This is a genomic window from Acinetobacter portensis, assembly GCF_009372215.1.
Lineage (GTDB): Bacteria > Pseudomonadota > Gammaproteobacteria > Pseudomonadales > Moraxellaceae > Acinetobacter > Acinetobacter portensis.
This window is the reverse complement of record NZ_LWRV01000047.1, coordinates 78,053-93,939: the sequence shown is the minus strand read 5'-3', so window position 1 is coordinate 93,939 and position 15,887 is coordinate 78,053. Positions and strand designations below refer to the sequence as shown.

Genomic DNA, 15,887 nt, shown 5'->3' with positions numbered 1-15,887 from the left:
CAGCAGCGGATAAAGCGGCGGAAGATAAAGCAGCAGCGGAAAAAGAAGCTAAAGATAAGGCTGAACAAGAAGCAGTAGATAAAGCTAAACCAGTTGATGTTGCAAGAGCTGAAAAAGTTGCAAATATTGCATCAATTCAAGGTGATGTTGTAGCTGAAGAGTTCCACGATTTAGATCGTGGTCGTCAAGTGATCAATAATCGTTTGCGCTATGTGCAACGAAATGATCATAGTAATAATATTTGGGTTGAACTACAGGGCTCTAAAGGTAAATCAAGCTCTAGAGCTTTAAATAACTTCTCGAATATTAAAGCTCATAAGTATGATGTTGATAATCAACGTGTTGCATTTGGTGCCGATACTCTTATTGAAGATTGGACAGTCGGTGTGATGGGTGCGATTAACAATAAAGATATTGATGCAAACAACCATGGTTCAGCAAAAGTTGATAATTATCAATTTGGTATTTATGCAGGTAAAAGTATTGACAACATTAACTTGCGATTCAGCGGTGCGCTAGGTCGTAACGAAGTTGAAACAACTTATTATGATTTAGATGATGGTCGTTATAAAGCGAAATATCATGGTCGTACTTATCAAGTAAATACAGAAGTTGGTTATGCATTCAAACTTGATGATTTGCATTTTGAACCATACGTAGGACTGTCTTACGATTATGTTAAAAATAACAAATTCTCTCAACAAAATGGTCAAGTTTCTTTAGCTGGTGATGAAACAAGTTATGATCGTTTTTCTTCACAACTAGGTTTAGATGTATCTAAAAAATGGAAGTTCAGTGATACAACTAATATTAGTTTGAATGGTGGTTTGGCTTGGCAACATAGCTTTAAAGACATTAATGATGGTGCTAAATTAACATTGATATCTAATAACGGTGCTATTGCTGGTTATGCTGGTTATATAGATGTTCCTTTTAGTAAAGATTCTGCAATTGTGAATATTGGTGTAAGTTCTGATATTAAGAATACACATGAATTCTTTATTAATTATGAAGGTAATTTTGCAGAGAAGTATAGCGAGAATGGTGTAGTGTTTAAGTATAATTACAAGTTCTAATTGACTTAAATAAATTACATTTCATAAAAAGCCGATCTGATGATCGGCTTTTTTATATAAGCGGAATTATCTTCATAGTGAGCGATAAGACTATTATTTAAGTCTCTACTCTATTAAGTCTCTTCCATTTTCTAATTTGCGTTCTAAAGTTGGTGAAAGGAGCAACTGTATTTATATGAATCCACTTGTATATAGGCCATTGTGCCGGTGTTGTTGCCCATTTTCTTTGATTAGGTAGAAAAAGTTCATCATCAGTTAATGTCTGAATCCAATCTATAACTTCCCTTACTTTTTTAGATAATAATTCTTTCTTCTCATCAATAGAATATTGAGAATATGTTTGATAGAAATCTTGATATAGAAGACCTAGATTATTCCATTTAAATCCATCTTTTGGGGTTGTGACCGTAAATCCTGCTTTTTCATTTATTTCCCATTCTAATAATAAGCTAACCCACCCTAATTGATAGGAAATATTTTGAGAAGGGGTTTTATCAATACCTAAAATAGTTTTATTCTTTTCACTTTCTAAAATATCACTAAATTCTAATAAATATTTATTAAATGAGCTGTTAATACTCTCTATAAGTTCTTGTTTAGTTTCATAGCTTTTCATTTATAATTTTTCCTATCATTAACATAATATGCCTTATGTGAGGCTATTTATATTCTCTATAATCATGCTGTTGCATTATTTATTGAAATCTATGTTAGTTAGGTTAGACACACTTACTTAATTTTATTTCATACACTTTATATTTAAGCATTGTTTCATAACCGCTGAGAGTGATTTTTTAGAACTTTAACTAGAAACAAACATGTCTTCTTTGCACGAATCATTATAAAAAACCTCATCTTTCAGGTAATATAAAATCCATTAAAGATTTTAAGTATTTCGGGCTAAACCCTCGAAAACAGCATAAGAAGGATACAGGCATGCAACAAGAAGTAATTATTGTTGGTGGTGGTATGGTAGGGCTGAGTTTATCCCTCATGTTAGCGAAACAAAACATTGCAGTGAAGCTACTAGAAGCCATTAAATATCCAAATTATGATGATGCAAATCTTGCACCATATCACTCAAGTTTCGATGCACGAAACAGCGCTTTATCTCGTCGTAGCGTACAAATTTATCAAGAACTTGGCTTATGGGATTCATTACAAGAACATGCAACACCAATTTTACAAGTTCACATTACAGAACAAGGTAGCTTTGGTAAGGCAAGGCTGACAGCAGAGCAAGAAAAAGTAGAAAGCTTTGGTCAAGTGATTGAAAATGCATGGTTAGGTCGTGTGTTATTAACGCAAGTTTTAAAAGAAAAAAATATTGAACTGATTGATGGTGTAAATGTGACATCACTTACTCAAGATGAAAATTCAGCACATATTGAAGCAGAACGAAATGGCGAAAAATTATCACTGAATGCCAAACTTGTTATTGCTGCTGATGGTCGAGATTCTTTCTGCCGTAAAGCATTAGGTATTGGTGCATCAGTACATGATTATGATCAAGTTGCCATTGTTACAACTGTTCAAACGTCTAAACCTCACACGCATATTGGTTTTGAGCGTTTCAGTGAATTAGGACCATTAGCATTACTTCCTTTACCGGGTGAATACCGCCGTTCAGTGGTTTGGCCTGTGAAAAAAGGTACAGAAGATGAATGGTTAGGCGATGAAAATGATCAACACTTTTTAGATGCCTTACAAGAAACCTATGGTGACCGTGCAGGTAAATTTCAAAAAACAGGTAAACGCTTTTGTTTCCCACTGTCACAAGTCCTTGCAGAAAAACAAGCGGTAGGACGTGTTGTACTTATGGGTAATGCAGCACATACGATACATCCTGTTGCAGGGCAAGGTTTTAACCTATGCATGCGTGATGCTTATGTATTGGTACGCTACTTAAAAGATCAATTGGCTAAATCGGCAGATTTGGGTGAACCATCAATGCTTTTAGACTATGAAAAATCACGCTTAACCGATCAGCAACGTGTGATTAAATTCTGCGATTCTGTGGTGCGTGGTTTTAGTAATCAGAACCCATTCTTAAAATTTATTCGTAACACAGGTTTGGTTGCTTTTGATGTCATTCCTGGAATTAAACCTTTGGTTGCAAACTATGCAATGGGGTTAAAAGCATGAGTCAAAATGAAAAAGTACTCGATGCCGTCATTATTGGCGGTGGCTTGGTGGGTGGTTTAACTGCATTATTACTTGCAAAAGGTGGCGTACAAGCCACAGTTTTAGATGCTGCACCCATCCTCGATTCAGAAAAAACTTTAGCCGTTGCCAATCCACGTGTTTTAGCATTAAGCCAAGCGACGATTCATTTACTTAAAACGGTAGATGTTTGGGATGGACTTGCTCGCCATATGCCTTACAGCGGTATGCAAGTTTGGAATAAAAATGGTTATGGTGAAATCAACTTTGGTGATGTGTCTGAAAGTACACCATCAATTGAACAAGCTTTAGGTTCAATGGTTGAACCAAGTATTTTGAATTTAGCAATTCAACAAAAAATGCTTGAGCAATTAAAAGATTATCGTACTCAAGTCAAGGTTTCACGTGTCGAACAAGGCGTTGGTGTTTGGCATATTCAACTTGCCGATGGAACTCAACTTAAAACTAAACTTCTGATTGGTGCAGATGGCGCAAATTCTTTTGTGCGTGATCAAGCATTTATTGGTTTAGATGTTCTAGATTACAAACAAGCAGGCGTGACTTGTGCAATTCGCACAGCACAGCCACATCAACATATTGCTCGACAAATTTTCTTGGAAACAGGTCCTTTGGCATTTTTGCCAATGGCAAGTTTAAAAGCGGAGCAAGATGGCTATTGGCAATCGATTGTTTGGACATTGCCAGATGATTATGCAGATGAATATTCAGCATTGAGTGATGATGATTTTAAAGCATTGCTCACACGTGAAAGTCATCATATGTTGGGTGAAATTTTAGAGGCGACGCCACGTGCTAAATTTCCACTTAAAGCACGTGCTGCACAGCAATATGTGAAAGAAGGTTTAGCTATCATTGGCGATGCTGCGCATGTGATTCATCCTCTTGCGGGACAGGGTGTGAATATTGGTTGCTTAGATGCTGCGATATTATGTGATGTGTTATTACACGATTATCAACGTGGTGTTTGGGCACATGCACAAACTTTGAAGCGTTATGAACATTTACGCAAAGGTCAAAATGACGCCATGATGCATGGAATGTCTGCGATTGGTTGGTTGGAAACGACGCCATTTTTTCCTGTAGTTTTGGCACGAAACTTTGGTTTGAAGCAGGTCGAAAATCAGCCTGTTTTAAAAGATGCATTTATGGCACAAGCCAATGGTTTACAGCTATTAAAAAGCACACGCTACGCAGTTTAAACTTGAAAGTATATTTTTTGATCGGTTGTTAATATATTCTTACCAATTTGATTAAAAAATAATCCACTTTCCGATATTTGACTCTATGCGAAATGCGAAGAGATTGTTAAATTTCTTCGTAAATCATCACCAATAAAATTGGTTGTGAAGTACACGCAATGTGGGGATATGAAAATGACTGATATGAATGATTATGATGATGATGTAGAAGATTCTACTGTCGATGATGATGAAGCTGATGCTGCCGAAAAAGGCGCAACAGGTGGCGATGAAAAAGCGAATGACATTGATGTTTCAGAAGCAGAAACATTAACTGTAACGGCTAAACTAAAGCAACGTCAGTCTTTGGAAGATGAAGTTGCGGCATTTCTTGCCCGTGGTGGAAAAATTACAGAAGTTCCAGCCGATGAGTCAGCAAAAGACTAAATAAAAACACCACTTATGTGGTGTTTTTTTTAATAGAGATAGTTTTTTATTGAAAAATTAATCTATTAGAAAGAACTTTTCTTTTGGTAAATTAAATAAATAGGGTAGAAAATAAAATGTAATAAAACTAAAAATATGCAATTTACAATGTAGGCTACTATAAAAGGTGGAGCATGCATTGATGCTATAGTTGCGATAAAAAACTGGAAAATTACAATAACACTTTGAAATACATAGGTTAAATAGAAATATTTTTTATCATGGTTTGAAAAGAACATTATGTTGCTTATGAAAAAATATATAGAGAAATAAGCACAGATAAGAGCAATGCCTTCGTTTTTTGCTGTTTGAAGTTCACCAGTTATGTAATGAGGATAGGGTTGTAATCCAAAGTAAATAATATGGATAATTCCAAGTAACCAAATAATATTAAGTATTTGGGTTTTTTTAGGAATTTTAATTTTTATATATTTCATAATTGTTTTAATGTTAATTATTAAGGGTATTTTTAGTTACATTCTTATGAAGTGGCTTAACTCCATAAGAATGTATATTTTCTGTCCTAGTGTTCTACTTGGTTGAGCTCCAAAGCACGTTGATATGCAATTTTCTTCTTAATACCTGTTAAGTCTACGGCTAGTTGAGATGCTGCTTTTACAGATAAGTCTTGTAATAAACGCGTTAAAAGCTGATCGAGCTTTTCTTGCTCCATATCTTTTTCAACACTTGCACCACCAATGACTAAAACAATTTCACCTTTTTGTTGATTTGAATCATTTGCAATAAATTCAACTAATTCACCTAAAGTCATCTTTTTAATGGTTTCAAATGTTTTGGTAATTTCACGTGCAAAGCCAACAGGGCGATCTGCACCAAAAACATCAGCCATATCTTTTACGCACTCTAAAATGCGATGAGGCGCTTCATAAATAATCAGCGTTTGAGTTTCATCTTTTAAACGATTCAAATGCAGTAAACGCTGAGATTGTTTAGATGGTAAGAAGCCTTCAAAACTGAAACGGTCACTTGGTAAGCCAACAGAACTTAATGCAGCAATAGCAGCACAAGCACCTGGCACAGGAATAACTTGAATACCTTTGGCTTGAGCGGCACGAACAAATTTAAAACCTGGGTCACTAATCAGTGGTGTACCGGCATCACTAATGAGCGCCATGTTTTCACCTGCCAATAATCTTTCGATTAAATGATCCGTTTTATTGCTTTCATTGTGATCGTGGCATGCTGTAAGTGGTGTGTTAATACCAAAGTGTTTAAGTAGCTTTGCAGATGTACGTGTGTCTTCGGCAGCAATAAGTTTAACTGATTTTAAAACTTCAATAGCACGATAGGTAATATCATCTAAATTCCCAATTGGTGTGGCTACAACGTATAACTGAGCACTCATATTCAATCTCCAATGGGTGTGCTGATGTCACAATGAATTTATATCATCGTAACGAAGAATCCGCTATTCTACCTGAAATTGCCGTGGCATTGGCGATGCAAAGCAGATCTTCAAGTTTATTGCTTGAATCATAAACATATAAAAACAGCATAAATAAAATGAAAAATACAGATAAAGATAAAGCAACAATGGGAGCTTGGGCAGAGCATCAAGCAGGTTTGTTTTTAACAGCAAATGGTTTTCAAGTGCTTCATAAAAATTATCACTCCAGATTTGGTGAAATAGATTTAATTGCAAGAAATGCTCAAGACTTGATTTTTGTTGAAGTTAAGGCACGTTCACAAACGAAATACGGTCAATCTCATGAAGTGATATCAAATTCGAAACAAAAGAAAATTATAAAAACAGCATTAACATATTTATCTGAATATCCAGATATGAGTGATTTGTATTGTAGATTTGATGTAATTTGTTTTGATTTTCAACAACAATTTGCAAAAACTGTACAGCATGACTTTTCACATTTCACTTATGATCTGAATTGGATAGAAAATGCTTTTACTTTTGATCCAGAGTTTATTAATCTTTGAGCATAAGTTAAATGTATTTAAATGTTTGAATATTAAATAAAGATGAAAAATTGAATAAGGAGTCTGGCCGAGTGATGAATCGTATTGCAATAACTTTACTATGTGTCGCAAGTTTATCTGGCTGCGCAAGTTTTATTTCAGGTGGAACAGGTAGCGCACCTGTAGGTACTGAAAGTGGTGCAAGATCGCTAGGGCAAGTTTTTATTGATAACTCAATTCAGCGCACAGCTAAAATTAATTTATATAAGCTCGATTCTAGATTTAAACAATCACGTGTAAATATTGAAAGTTTTCACAGCAATGTTTTATTGACAGGGCAAGTGCCAGATCAGCATTTAAAACAACTTGCTGAAGACAATGTACGTGCGATGAGCGATGTCAAAACAGTTCATAACTACATTACGGTAGGTAATCAAATTAGTTACTCTACGATTATGCAAGATACTACTGTGACTGCAAATACACGTGGTTTAATGATGAAAGCACCTATAGTGTCTGATAGTAAATTACGCATTCATACAGAAGATGGCGTTTTATATGTTATGGGACGTTTAAATACTGCTGAAACCACAGATTTGAATCAAGTGTTACAGCAAGTGGGTAATGTCACAAAAATTGTCACATTGATTGATAATACAGAAACAGCATCATCAAATAATCAATCATTTGCACAACCTACGGTGCAAACTCCTGTTGCGATAGATCCAAATGCAGCACCTGTAAATGCTCAATAAAGTTGAACCCTTACTGAAAAAGTTAAATACCAAAACTCAAAATTTGAAATATTTGTACGAAGAGTTTCGAATTTATGATTTTGGTAGTTATGCTTTAAATCGGTTAACACCGAAAAAAGGTTATTCGGTGCGTGAAAATGTTGCTTATGGTTTGGCAGCACGTCACCGTTTAGATTTATATCAAACGACATTTCCAAGAGATCATCGCCCACTCATTGTATTTGTACATGGTGGGGCTTGGTCGCATGGCGATAAAAAAGATTATCGCTTTGTGGGTGAGGCTTTTGCAAAAGAAGGTTTTGATGTCGCGGTTATTAACTATACTTTAGCACCGCAACATATTTTTCCTGCTTATGTTGATGATTTGACGCTTGCTTTAAATTATTTAGATGCACATCAATCTAAACTCAATATTTCAACACAACGTGTTGTGTTGTTAGGGCATTCGGCAGGCGCATTTAATGTCATGTCTGCCATTTATCATCCACAAAAATACGAAATAGCATGCAGAGCGAATATTAAGGCTGTGGTTGGATTAGCAGGACCGTATCATTTTGATTATAAAGATGACCCGCTATGTGCCGATGCTTTTGATCAGGAAGAACCTTATCAGAATGTCATGCCTTCTTATTTTGTGGAATCGAACCATATTCAGCATTATTTATTCATTGCTGAAAATGACAAAATTGTGCATTTAAGCAATGCTACTAATTTTGATGAAAAGCTTAAAGAATTTGGCAACCATAGTGAAATGGTGGTGATTCCTAAAACAGGTCATGTCACTTTAATGGGCTCTGTTTCGAGTTTGTTTAGCCGACTTTACAGCACTAAAAAAGAAATTATGCGGGTTCTCGATCAGGCTTTAACTGAAGTTTAAAATTTAGCGATAAGCCTAGATTTAAAATCACTTAAAGCCAAGTTTTAGTGTCATCTGCAACTTTTGAACCTTGTGTTACATGCATAATCATTGCATGAGCGATACTGCCTTTAAATGGAATTTCAGGCAGTTCATTAAATTTGAAAAATTGAGCGTCGCTAATTTCTTCTTCTTGTAATTGAATATCACCCGATTCATATTCTGCTTTAAAAGCAATCATTAAATTACTTGGAAAAGGCCAAGGTTGACTTGCTAAATATTGAATATTCTTTAATTTTAATCCAACTTCTTCTTCAGTTTCGCGACGTACTGCATCTTCAAGCGTTTCACCAACTTCAATAAACCCTGCTATTAAACCGTACATATTGCTTTTATTTTTTGCATTTTTGGCAAGCAGGATTTCATCATTTCCACGTGTAATCACAGTAATCACACAAGGCTGTACACGAGGATATTGATGATAGCGACAAGAAGGGCAAATCATTGCAAATTCAGTGGCATGAGCTTCTGTTTTTTCACCGCAATGACTACAGAATTTATGATTACGACGCCATTCTAAAAGCTGAATTGCTCGGCTGGCTTGTTCGAATTGTTGGGTGTCCCAAAATTGTAGTAATTGACGAATGGGGACGAGTTGTAAGCCATGAGGAATGGTTTCGCTGTTTTGTAAATCACGGGCAATCACTTGATCACCCGTGCTAAAACTTAAATCACTTGCAAGTTTTTCAACTTTGGGAAGTTGGAAGTTTTCATCGACTAAAAGTTGTTGTTGATGGAAAATATACGCAAGTGATAATTCAGTCATTAGGCTACAGATTTCAGTTTTTCGCTACTTGCCAATGCTACATCAAACATAGACTGTAAAACAGGTTGTTTGTTTTTTAAGTTTTCAATCAGCATATCTGCACTTGCAAGCGTATCAAAAACAGAATGAACATGTTCAGTGCTCAGTGGCTTTTCAGCTTGAATTTGTGTTTCTACAAATTGCGCTGCATTTTTCAAAGCGGTTTGTCCTGTAGTAACATTTAAGAATAGCAATGCACCCGCAACCTCTTGTAATTTAGCAGGAATATTAGCAATAGCTGTGACATCTTGATCTTTAAGATGTTGTTCTAAGCTTGTAGTTACCAAATCAATGCTTAATTTAGCTTCATGTAACAAGGTTGCATGTGCTTCATCTAAGCGATCAAGTGCGATATTTCGGTTGTTTACGCGAAGCTGTAAACGACTAGAGGTATGATGGCGCTCTAAAATTCCAATCGCATTCATTGCAGAAAGTAGCTCATTCATTAATTTTTGAGCGAAATTTTCATCTTTTAGAATATCAGTATTATCTAATTCTTTTGCTTGGTTTATTAAAGATGAGTATGCATCATTCAAATTGAGTACTAGGAATATATTGGCAATATCTTTAATTCTTGCTTGTAATTCCTGTGTTTTTTCAGCGCTCATACTTTGATAGTTGTATTCAATATCTACACGTAACTGCGCCATTTCTGTAGATACTAATTCACTAATGGTGTGAATGGTATCGTAATCTGGACCATATAAATGACGACTAAATACTTGCAGTTGTAAGTCGGTTAGCAGTTGATCACCAATATTCAGTTGCTCACGAATATGTTGTGATGTGCTGTTTTCTTGGCGAATAGCTAAACTTAAAATATTCGATAAATGATGTAAATTGGCTTTAAAACGATCAGGTGTTCCAAAGTATTGACGAATATTACTTTCAATTTCAATGAATGTGCGTAAGCGTGGTTCATTAATAATGAGGTGATCAATATTGTCAAAAACGTAATACACCAAATTCCAATATTGTTTACTTGGATGACCCTGTGAAAGATCTGCTAAATATGCACCAATAATTTTAAATGCTTGTAAATCTAAAGCTGTTGCTTCTTGTTTTAATAGTTTGCTTAACGCCAATTTATATAAGCGATGAACATACTGAGATTTTTCCAAAGAAGGTGCTTGAGGCAAATTAAAGTCAGGTGTAAATTCACCTAAAAAAGCATCTACTTGATAACCTTCTTGTGTAACAGGTTTCCCTAAAGCAATTTCTAAACGATTTAATGTATCGAGTAAAAATTGTGGAATTTCAACTTCACGTAAACAAATAAACTCAATATAGCGTTTGAGCATATTTGTGCCTTCACTTAAGGCAATAATTTCTTGTGTGTTGATTTGGCTTGGGTTCCCCATAATTTTGCGCATAAGTTCAGCAGAATATTCAGCTGTTTTCGCAAGATTACTCATCCCAATTAAATTCAATACTTGAGCACATTGTTCTAACTGAACTAAAGCATCATCAATGCCAAAAGGTAGTGTTTGATCTTCCGCTAATGCACTAACTGCCGTTTCAACATGCAAAATGGAGCTATCCACCTCATTTTTTATTATTAGTAATGCCGTTGGGTCAAAGTGTATTGAGGTTTGGTAAGACATTGATCTGCACCTATCCTAAGTTATATCTGTATTTCGGATGCCCAAAAGCGAGCAAAATCTTTATGACTTACTATAACTTAACTGTTCTTAGTTTAAATATAGAAAACAGAAATCTATTCAAATTTTATTTGGTAAAAAGGCAGGCTTCGCCATGTTTTTCCTCAAAATGTTTGACCCAATTCTCATGTGCGGCTAATTCTTCTTCAGATGGTAAAATGGTAGAAAGTTCAATTTGAACATCTCTACGAGTTGCTTCACCTTCTAAAACTTCTGTATTAGAAAGGGCATCGATATCGAAAGATACTTGCCCACCTGTCATTGCTAAATAAACATCAGACAGAATTTCCGCATCGAGTAATGCACCGTGGAAAGTACGATCACGGGCAGGAACTTCATAACGACGTACTAAAGCATCTAGGGAGTTTTTTTGCCCAGGATGCTTACTCTTCGCCATTGCTAGTGTATCGGTAACTTCACAAACTGCTGAAAGTTTGCCTAAACCAGCGCGTTCAAACTCCATGTTTAAGAAGTTCATATCGAAGTTTGCGTTATGGGCAATAATTTCTGCGCCTTTCAGATAGTCATATAAGACATCTGCAATTTCGGCATATTTAGGTTTATCTTTAAGAAAGTCATCTGAAATACCGTGAATGTTTTCAGATTCGCCCACTTCTTTTTCAGGGTTAATATAGATATGAATTGAACCGCCTGTAAGTTTGCGGTTAATCATTTCAACCGCACCCACTTCAATAATACGGTCTGTATCTTGGAAGTAAAAACCTGTGGTTTCCGTATCTAGAATAAGTTGGCGAGGACCTTGGGCATCAATTGTCGCAGGTGTAATCACAATATGTGGATGAATTTTCTTATTGTTTTTTTCTTCAATAATGGTTTCATTCGATTCTTCAGTTGCTTCTATTTCTGTCACGATTTCAGGCTCTTCGACAAGGTCATCTATAGGTTCTTCAGCATCATCTAGCTCATCTTCAGCTAAATCGAAGCCAAAAGGGTCGTCTAGAAGCCAGTCATTTTCAACTTTTTTTTTATCTTGCATAGGGTTTTTCAATTTTTCTTCGGTTTCATCTGCACCTTGGTTTGCAAGCTGATCTGCCATTTCATTTCCTGCATGACCTGCGTGACCTTTAATCCAATTCCATTCAATTTCACGACCCTGACATGTTGCATCAAGTTCTTTCCATAGGTCTGGATTTTTAACATCTTTCCAGTTTTTCTTTTTCCAACCGTGAATCCATTCTGTAATGCCTTGTTTCACGTAGTTGGAATCTGTCCAAATAATTAAATTGGCATCTTTTGAACAGGCACGGATACCTTCTATAGCAGCCGTTAATTCCATTCGGTTATTTGTTGTATGGGCTTCACCACCACAAATCTTACGTTCTTCATTTCCTTCAATAATATATGCACCCCAACCACCTAAGCCAGGATTGCCACGACAAGCGCCATCTACATAAAGTGTGATTGATTGAGACATAAGTCATTTCCAAAATTTGAGTGAAACAAAAACAGTGCTATTGTATATCGCAAATTGATCGATTAAGTGGTTTAAATCTTAATTTTTTAATTTCTTGTAACATTTATACATGAATAGCAGTAAATTATAGCCTTGTGTCGCTGTAATGCTTCATTACAATGTCTATATTAAAAATAATTTATACGATTTGTTTGGATTCCTTATGTATAAACCAACCACGCTAGTGTGGCAACCGACAGTACCATCAATATTTAAAATTACAGCAGTAGGATCTGCACTTGTTGCTTTAGGGCTAATGACAGGATGTGCTTCAAGTCAAAGTGCAAGTGGTTCTTCAAAGTCAAAACAACTAAGTGGTGGCTATTTAGATGCAAACAGTTTGGACTCTTTAGAAGACTTACTTTCTGCAACAGATATGCGTGCCGTAGAGGGTGATCGTTTACTTGTTTTGAAGCATGGTGATGTGTGGAAGCGCATGAGCGTTGGTTTTAAAATGAACACAGATCAGTGGAATCCGCGTATTGATGCACAGCGTAGTTGGTTTATGTCGCGTCAACCGTATATTGATCGTTTGAGCGCACGTGCATCGCGTTATTTATATCACACCGTAAAAGAAGCTGAACGTCGAGGTATTCCGACAGAATTAGCCTTACTTCCAATTATTGAAAGTTCTTATGACCCTGCGGCAACAAGTAGCGCAGCCGCAGCAGGTTTATGGCAGTTTATTCCAAGTACAGGTCGTATTTATGGCTTGAAACAAACCAGTTTGTACGATGGTCGACGTGATGTAGTCGAATCTACTCGTGCTGCCTATGAGTTTTTGGGCGCACTCTATAATCAGTTTGGTTCTTGGGAATTGGCATTGGCTGCCTATAATGCAGGTCCGGGGCGTATTCAACAGGCAATTAATCGCAATAAAGCTGCGGGTTTACCTACCGACTATTGGTCGTTGAAATTACCGCAAGAAACCATGTATTACGTGCCACGTTTTATGGCTGTTGCACAAATTGTAAAAAGTCCGAGCAAGTATGGTGTAAGTTTGCCACCTATTGCGAACCGTCCTCACTTTAGAGAAGTGAACGTTGGAACGGCTAATTTAAGTGATATTGCATCTTTAACAGGGTTAAGTCGTGCTGAATTATATGCTTTAAACCCCGCACATCGTGGTGAACGTATTGATAGCGAAAGCCCAATGCGTATTTTAATTCCTGCCGATGTCAGCCCATCTATAGATGCAAAATTGAAAAAGTTAGGTGGTGCTTCATCATCAAGTTCTTGGTTGGCATCATCAAATAGCACAAGTTCATCGACGACTATTACGCCAAGTAAAACAACGCCACCTGTTTTGCAAACTTCAGTTACGCCAAAGCCTGTAACGACACCAGTTGCAACGGTTAAAACGCCTGTTGCTACAACTGTACCAGTATTAACAGCGAGTGCTAAAACACCCTCACATTTAGCTGTTACGCCTAGAGGCTCAAATGCTTTAGCCTCTTTTGCAAATAGTGCAGATATTCCAAGTGCACCACGTATTCCTGTAGCAGTAACACCTGCAGTAAATGTAAAACAAGTGAGTGTTGAACCCCCAATTTCTGCTGCTGAACGTGAAAAAATTACAGCGGCTTTAAAAGCTGAAGATGCAACCCAAAAGCTAGAAGATGTGCTTAAACCTGTAGCATCTCAAGCTGAACAAGACCAAGTGATTGCAGAGCTTAAACGTCTTGCACCTCAAGGGACTGAAATTGTCGATCCTTATGATGGAAAAATTAAGTTAACTGCAATTCAAACCAGTTTGTCTGTTGCAGAGCAAGAAGGAAAAGAGCTGACAAAAGGCTTCTCGTATCCTAAATCTGTTGCAGATAATACAAAACCAGATTCTGACGAAGCAAAACGTAATGAAGGTAAGAACTTCATTAAGACAGATTCTGAAGTGGTTGTGGTTGCACCAAAAGGTAAGCGTAGTACTTATAATGTAGTTTCAGGTGATACTTTAGCGACTATTGCATTGAAAAATGGTGTGAACTGGCGTGATGTTGCGAAATGGAACCAAATTGATCCAAACGCAATGTTATACGCAGGTACAACCATCTATTTATATGATGCGAAACCTGTAGTAGACGCTAAGCCAAAAACGCAGCCTGAAACATATAATGTTCAGCCAAATGATTCTTTAACAACGGTTGCAGCACAGTTTGGTTTATCTGTTAAGCAATTGGCTGACTTTAATAATTTATCGACCACAAGTAATTTATTGGTAGGGCAAAAGCTTTCGCTTAAAGATAATTCAAGTTCTAAGCGTGATACGTCTACATCGAATAAAACAGTCAAAGTTCAAACCAAAACTTATGTGGTTAAGCGCGGTGAATTTTTAAAACTGATTGCAGATCGTTATGCATTGTCTAATCAAGAATTGGCAGATTTAACCCCTGGATTAAATTCAGGTAGTAACTTGATGGCAGGGCAAAAAATTAATGTGCCTGTAAATGAAGTTTCTGTATCAAATGCAAAAGTGGATGATAAACCGACAAGCACGAAGTCGGACAACGCATCATTTACACCAAGTTATAAAGTTGAAAATTATACGGTTCAACGTGGTGATACGCTTTATAGCATTGCAACACAAGCTAAAATTAGCCTTACAGAGTTAGCAAGTTTAAATAACATTGCAAGCAATAAGGGACTGCAAGCAGGACAAACATTAAAAGTTCCTGCAGGATCGAATGTTCCAGATACTTATACCGTTCAATCGGGTGATTCTTTATCTGTCATTGCGAATAAATATAATTTAGGAATGGATTATATTGCCAATATCAACGGCATTAGTCGTAATACAGGTTTACGTGTAGGACAGAAGTTAAAACTTACTGGTGATGAGCCAAAAGCTACAGCTAAAGTTGAAACTGTTGCAGAGAAAAAGCCAGATGTTCATGTTGTGAAATCGGGTGAAACTTTAAGCAGTGTTGCACGTAAATATGATTTACAAATCAGTCAATTGGCAGATTTTAATGATTTATCTTCTAATGCCAGTTTGCGTGTTGGACAGCGTTTAAAGCTTGAAGGTTCAAGTTCATCTACATCTACAAACTCAGCTTCATCTAAACAAAATGTAGAAACTCCGAAAAAAGGCACTGTTTCAGCTGTATCTGCGAAAAATACAGAGAAGTACAGTGTAAAATCGGGTGAGTCTTTAAATTCTATTGCAAGTCGTGTGGGTATTAGTGTTTCTGAGCTAGCATCTATGAATGATTTGACTGCTAAATCGGGTTTAAGAGTAGGTCAAAGTATTGTGATTCCAAAACTCGTTACATCTTATACGGTTAAGCGTGGTGACACCTTAATTGGTTTAGCAAAACGTTATGGAACAGATACTAAAACACTTGCAGACTTAAATGATATTCAACCGAATACTTCACTTCGTTTAGGGGAAGTTATTAAAGTTCCAAACCTTTAATGATG

General features: G+C 36.4%; 13 protein-coding genes. 8 read left to right on the top strand and 5 right to left on the bottom strand.

Going from position 1 to position 15,887, the window contains the following annotated elements; all coding sequences use genetic code 11:
• Positions 1–1,076: autotransporter outer membrane beta-barrel domain-containing protein (locus A6M14_RS05080; protein WP_171500241.1), on the top strand; the 1,076-nt coding region annotated here is incomplete at its 5' end.
• A gap of 97 nt (positions 1,077–1,173) precedes the next feature.
• On the opposite strand, the gene A6M14_RS05075 is transcribed toward A6M14_RS05080, so the two are convergent.
• A complete protein-coding gene (locus A6M14_RS05075) occupies positions 1,174–1,692 on the bottom strand; it encodes a ClbS/DfsB family four-helix bundle protein (protein WP_152873926.1) in 519 nt (172 codons plus the stop codon).
• Between the two features lie 320 nt (positions 1,693–2,012).
• On the opposite strand from A6M14_RS05075, the gene ubiH reads away from it, so the two are divergent.
• The 3 genes from ubiH to A6M14_RS05060 all read left to right on the top strand — a co-directional run bounded on the left by ubiH (position 2,013) and on the right by A6M14_RS05060 (position 4,885).
• Entirely contained in the window at positions 2,013–3,221 is a 1,209-nt protein-coding gene (ubiH, locus tag A6M14_RS05070; protein ID WP_152873925.1) for a 2-octaprenyl-6-methoxyphenyl hydroxylase, read from the top strand.
• Positions 3,218–4,459 carry an FAD-dependent monooxygenase gene (locus A6M14_RS05065; RefSeq protein WP_152873924.1) on the top strand — a complete coding sequence of 414 codons (1,242 nt, stop codon included), beginning with the start codon at positions 3,218–3,220 and terminating at the stop codon, positions 4,457–4,459. The genes ubiH and A6M14_RS05065 overlap by 4 nt, the downstream gene beginning before the upstream one ends.
• Positions 4,460–4,633: 174 nt before the next feature.
• Entirely contained in the window at positions 4,634–4,885 is a 252-nt protein-coding gene (locus A6M14_RS05060; RefSeq protein WP_152873923.1) for a hypothetical protein, read from the top strand.
• Positions 4,886–5,447: 562 nt separating this feature from the next.
• On the opposite strand, the gene rsmI is transcribed toward A6M14_RS05060, so the two are convergent.
• Complete coding sequence (gene rsmI, locus A6M14_RS05055; protein WP_152873922.1) at positions 5,448–6,290, bottom strand: 16S rRNA (cytidine(1402)-2'-O)-methyltransferase; 843 nt, start codon at positions 6,288–6,290, stop codon at positions 5,448–5,450.
• A 158-nt stretch (positions 6,291–6,448) separates the two neighbouring features.
• Here rsmI and A6M14_RS05050 point away from each other — a divergent pair, with 158 nt between their 5' ends.
• The 3 genes from A6M14_RS05050 to A6M14_RS05040 all read left to right on the top strand — a co-directional run bounded on the left by A6M14_RS05050 (position 6,449) and on the right by A6M14_RS05040 (position 8,491).
• Positions 6,449–6,880 (top strand): YraN family protein, encoded by a 432-nt coding sequence (locus A6M14_RS05050; RefSeq protein ID WP_241678041.1) that lies wholly within the window; start codon positions 6,449–6,451, stop codon positions 6,878–6,880.
• 71 nt (positions 6,881–6,951) lie between these two features.
• Complete coding sequence (locus A6M14_RS05045; protein WP_188110857.1) at positions 6,952–7,614, top strand: BON domain-containing protein; 663 nt, start codon at positions 6,952–6,954, stop codon at positions 7,612–7,614.
• Positions 7,604–8,491, top strand: coding sequence for an alpha/beta hydrolase (locus A6M14_RS05040; protein WP_152873921.1), 888 nt, complete (start codon positions 7,604–7,606; stop codon positions 8,489–8,491). Before A6M14_RS05045 ends, A6M14_RS05040 begins: the two co-directional genes overlap by 11 nt.
• A gap of 31 nt (positions 8,492–8,522) precedes the next feature.
• Here A6M14_RS05040 and nudC read toward each other — a convergent pair whose 3' ends face one another.
• From nudC to dnaQ, 3 genes are all read right to left on the bottom strand, one after another.
• A complete protein-coding gene (gene nudC, locus A6M14_RS05035) occupies positions 8,523–9,296 on the bottom strand; it encodes an NAD(+) diphosphatase (protein WP_152873920.1) in 774 nt (257 codons plus the stop codon).
• Entirely contained in the window at positions 9,296–10,939 is a 1,644-nt protein-coding gene (locus A6M14_RS05030; RefSeq protein WP_152873919.1) for a chemotaxis protein, read from the bottom strand. Before A6M14_RS05030 ends, nudC begins: the two co-directional genes overlap by 1 nt.
• A 124-nt stretch (positions 10,940–11,063) precedes the next feature.
• Entirely contained in the window at positions 11,064–12,431 is a 1,368-nt protein-coding gene (gene dnaQ, locus A6M14_RS05025; RefSeq protein ID WP_152873918.1) for a DNA polymerase III subunit epsilon, read from the bottom strand.
• Positions 12,432–12,633: 202 nt separating this feature from the next.
• On the opposite strand from dnaQ, the gene A6M14_RS05020 reads away from it, so the two are divergent.
• Complete coding sequence (locus A6M14_RS05020; RefSeq protein ID WP_152873917.1) at positions 12,634–15,882, top strand: LysM peptidoglycan-binding domain-containing protein; 3,249 nt, start codon at positions 12,634–12,636, stop codon at positions 15,880–15,882.
• Positions 15,883–15,887: the final 5 nt, after the last annotated feature.

Bases quoted from the DNA above. Each gene is read 5' to 3' on its own strand.
- A6M14_RS05075 (WP_152873926.1), bottom strand. From the start codon at position 1,692: ATGAAAAGCTATGAAACTAAACAAGAACTTATAGAGAGTATTAACAGC.
- ubiH (WP_152873925.1), top strand. From the start codon at position 2,013: ATGCAACAAGAAGTAATTATTGTTGGTGGTGGTATGGTAGGGCTGAGT.
- A6M14_RS05065 (WP_152873924.1), top strand. From the start codon at position 3,218: ATGAGTCAAAATGAAAAAGTACTCGATGCCGTCATTATTGGCGGTGGC.
- A6M14_RS05060 (WP_152873923.1), top strand. From the start codon at position 4,634: ATGACTGATATGAATGATTATGATGATGATGTAGAAGATTCTACTGTC.
- rsmI (WP_152873922.1), bottom strand. From the start codon at position 6,290: ATGAGTGCTCAGTTATACGTTGTAGCCACACCAATTGGGAATTTAGAT.
- A6M14_RS05050 (WP_241678041.1), top strand. From the start codon at position 6,449: ATGAAAAATACAGATAAAGATAAAGCAACAATGGGAGCTTGGGCAGAG.
- A6M14_RS05040 (WP_152873921.1), top strand. From the start codon at position 7,604: ATGCTCAATAAAGTTGAACCCTTACTGAAAAAGTTAAATACCAAAACT.
- nudC (WP_152873920.1), bottom strand. From the start codon at position 9,296: ATGACTGAATTATCACTTGCGTATATTTTCCATCAACAACAACTTTTA.
- A6M14_RS05030 (WP_152873919.1), bottom strand. From the start codon at position 10,939: ATGTCTTACCAAACCTCAATACACTTTGACCCAACGGCATTACTAATA.
- dnaQ (WP_152873918.1), bottom strand. From the start codon at position 12,431: ATGTCTCAATCAATCACACTTTATGTAGATGGCGCTTGTCGTGGCAAT.
- A6M14_RS05020 (WP_152873917.1), top strand. From the start codon at position 12,634: ATGTATAAACCAACCACGCTAGTGTGGCAACCGACAGTACCATCAATA.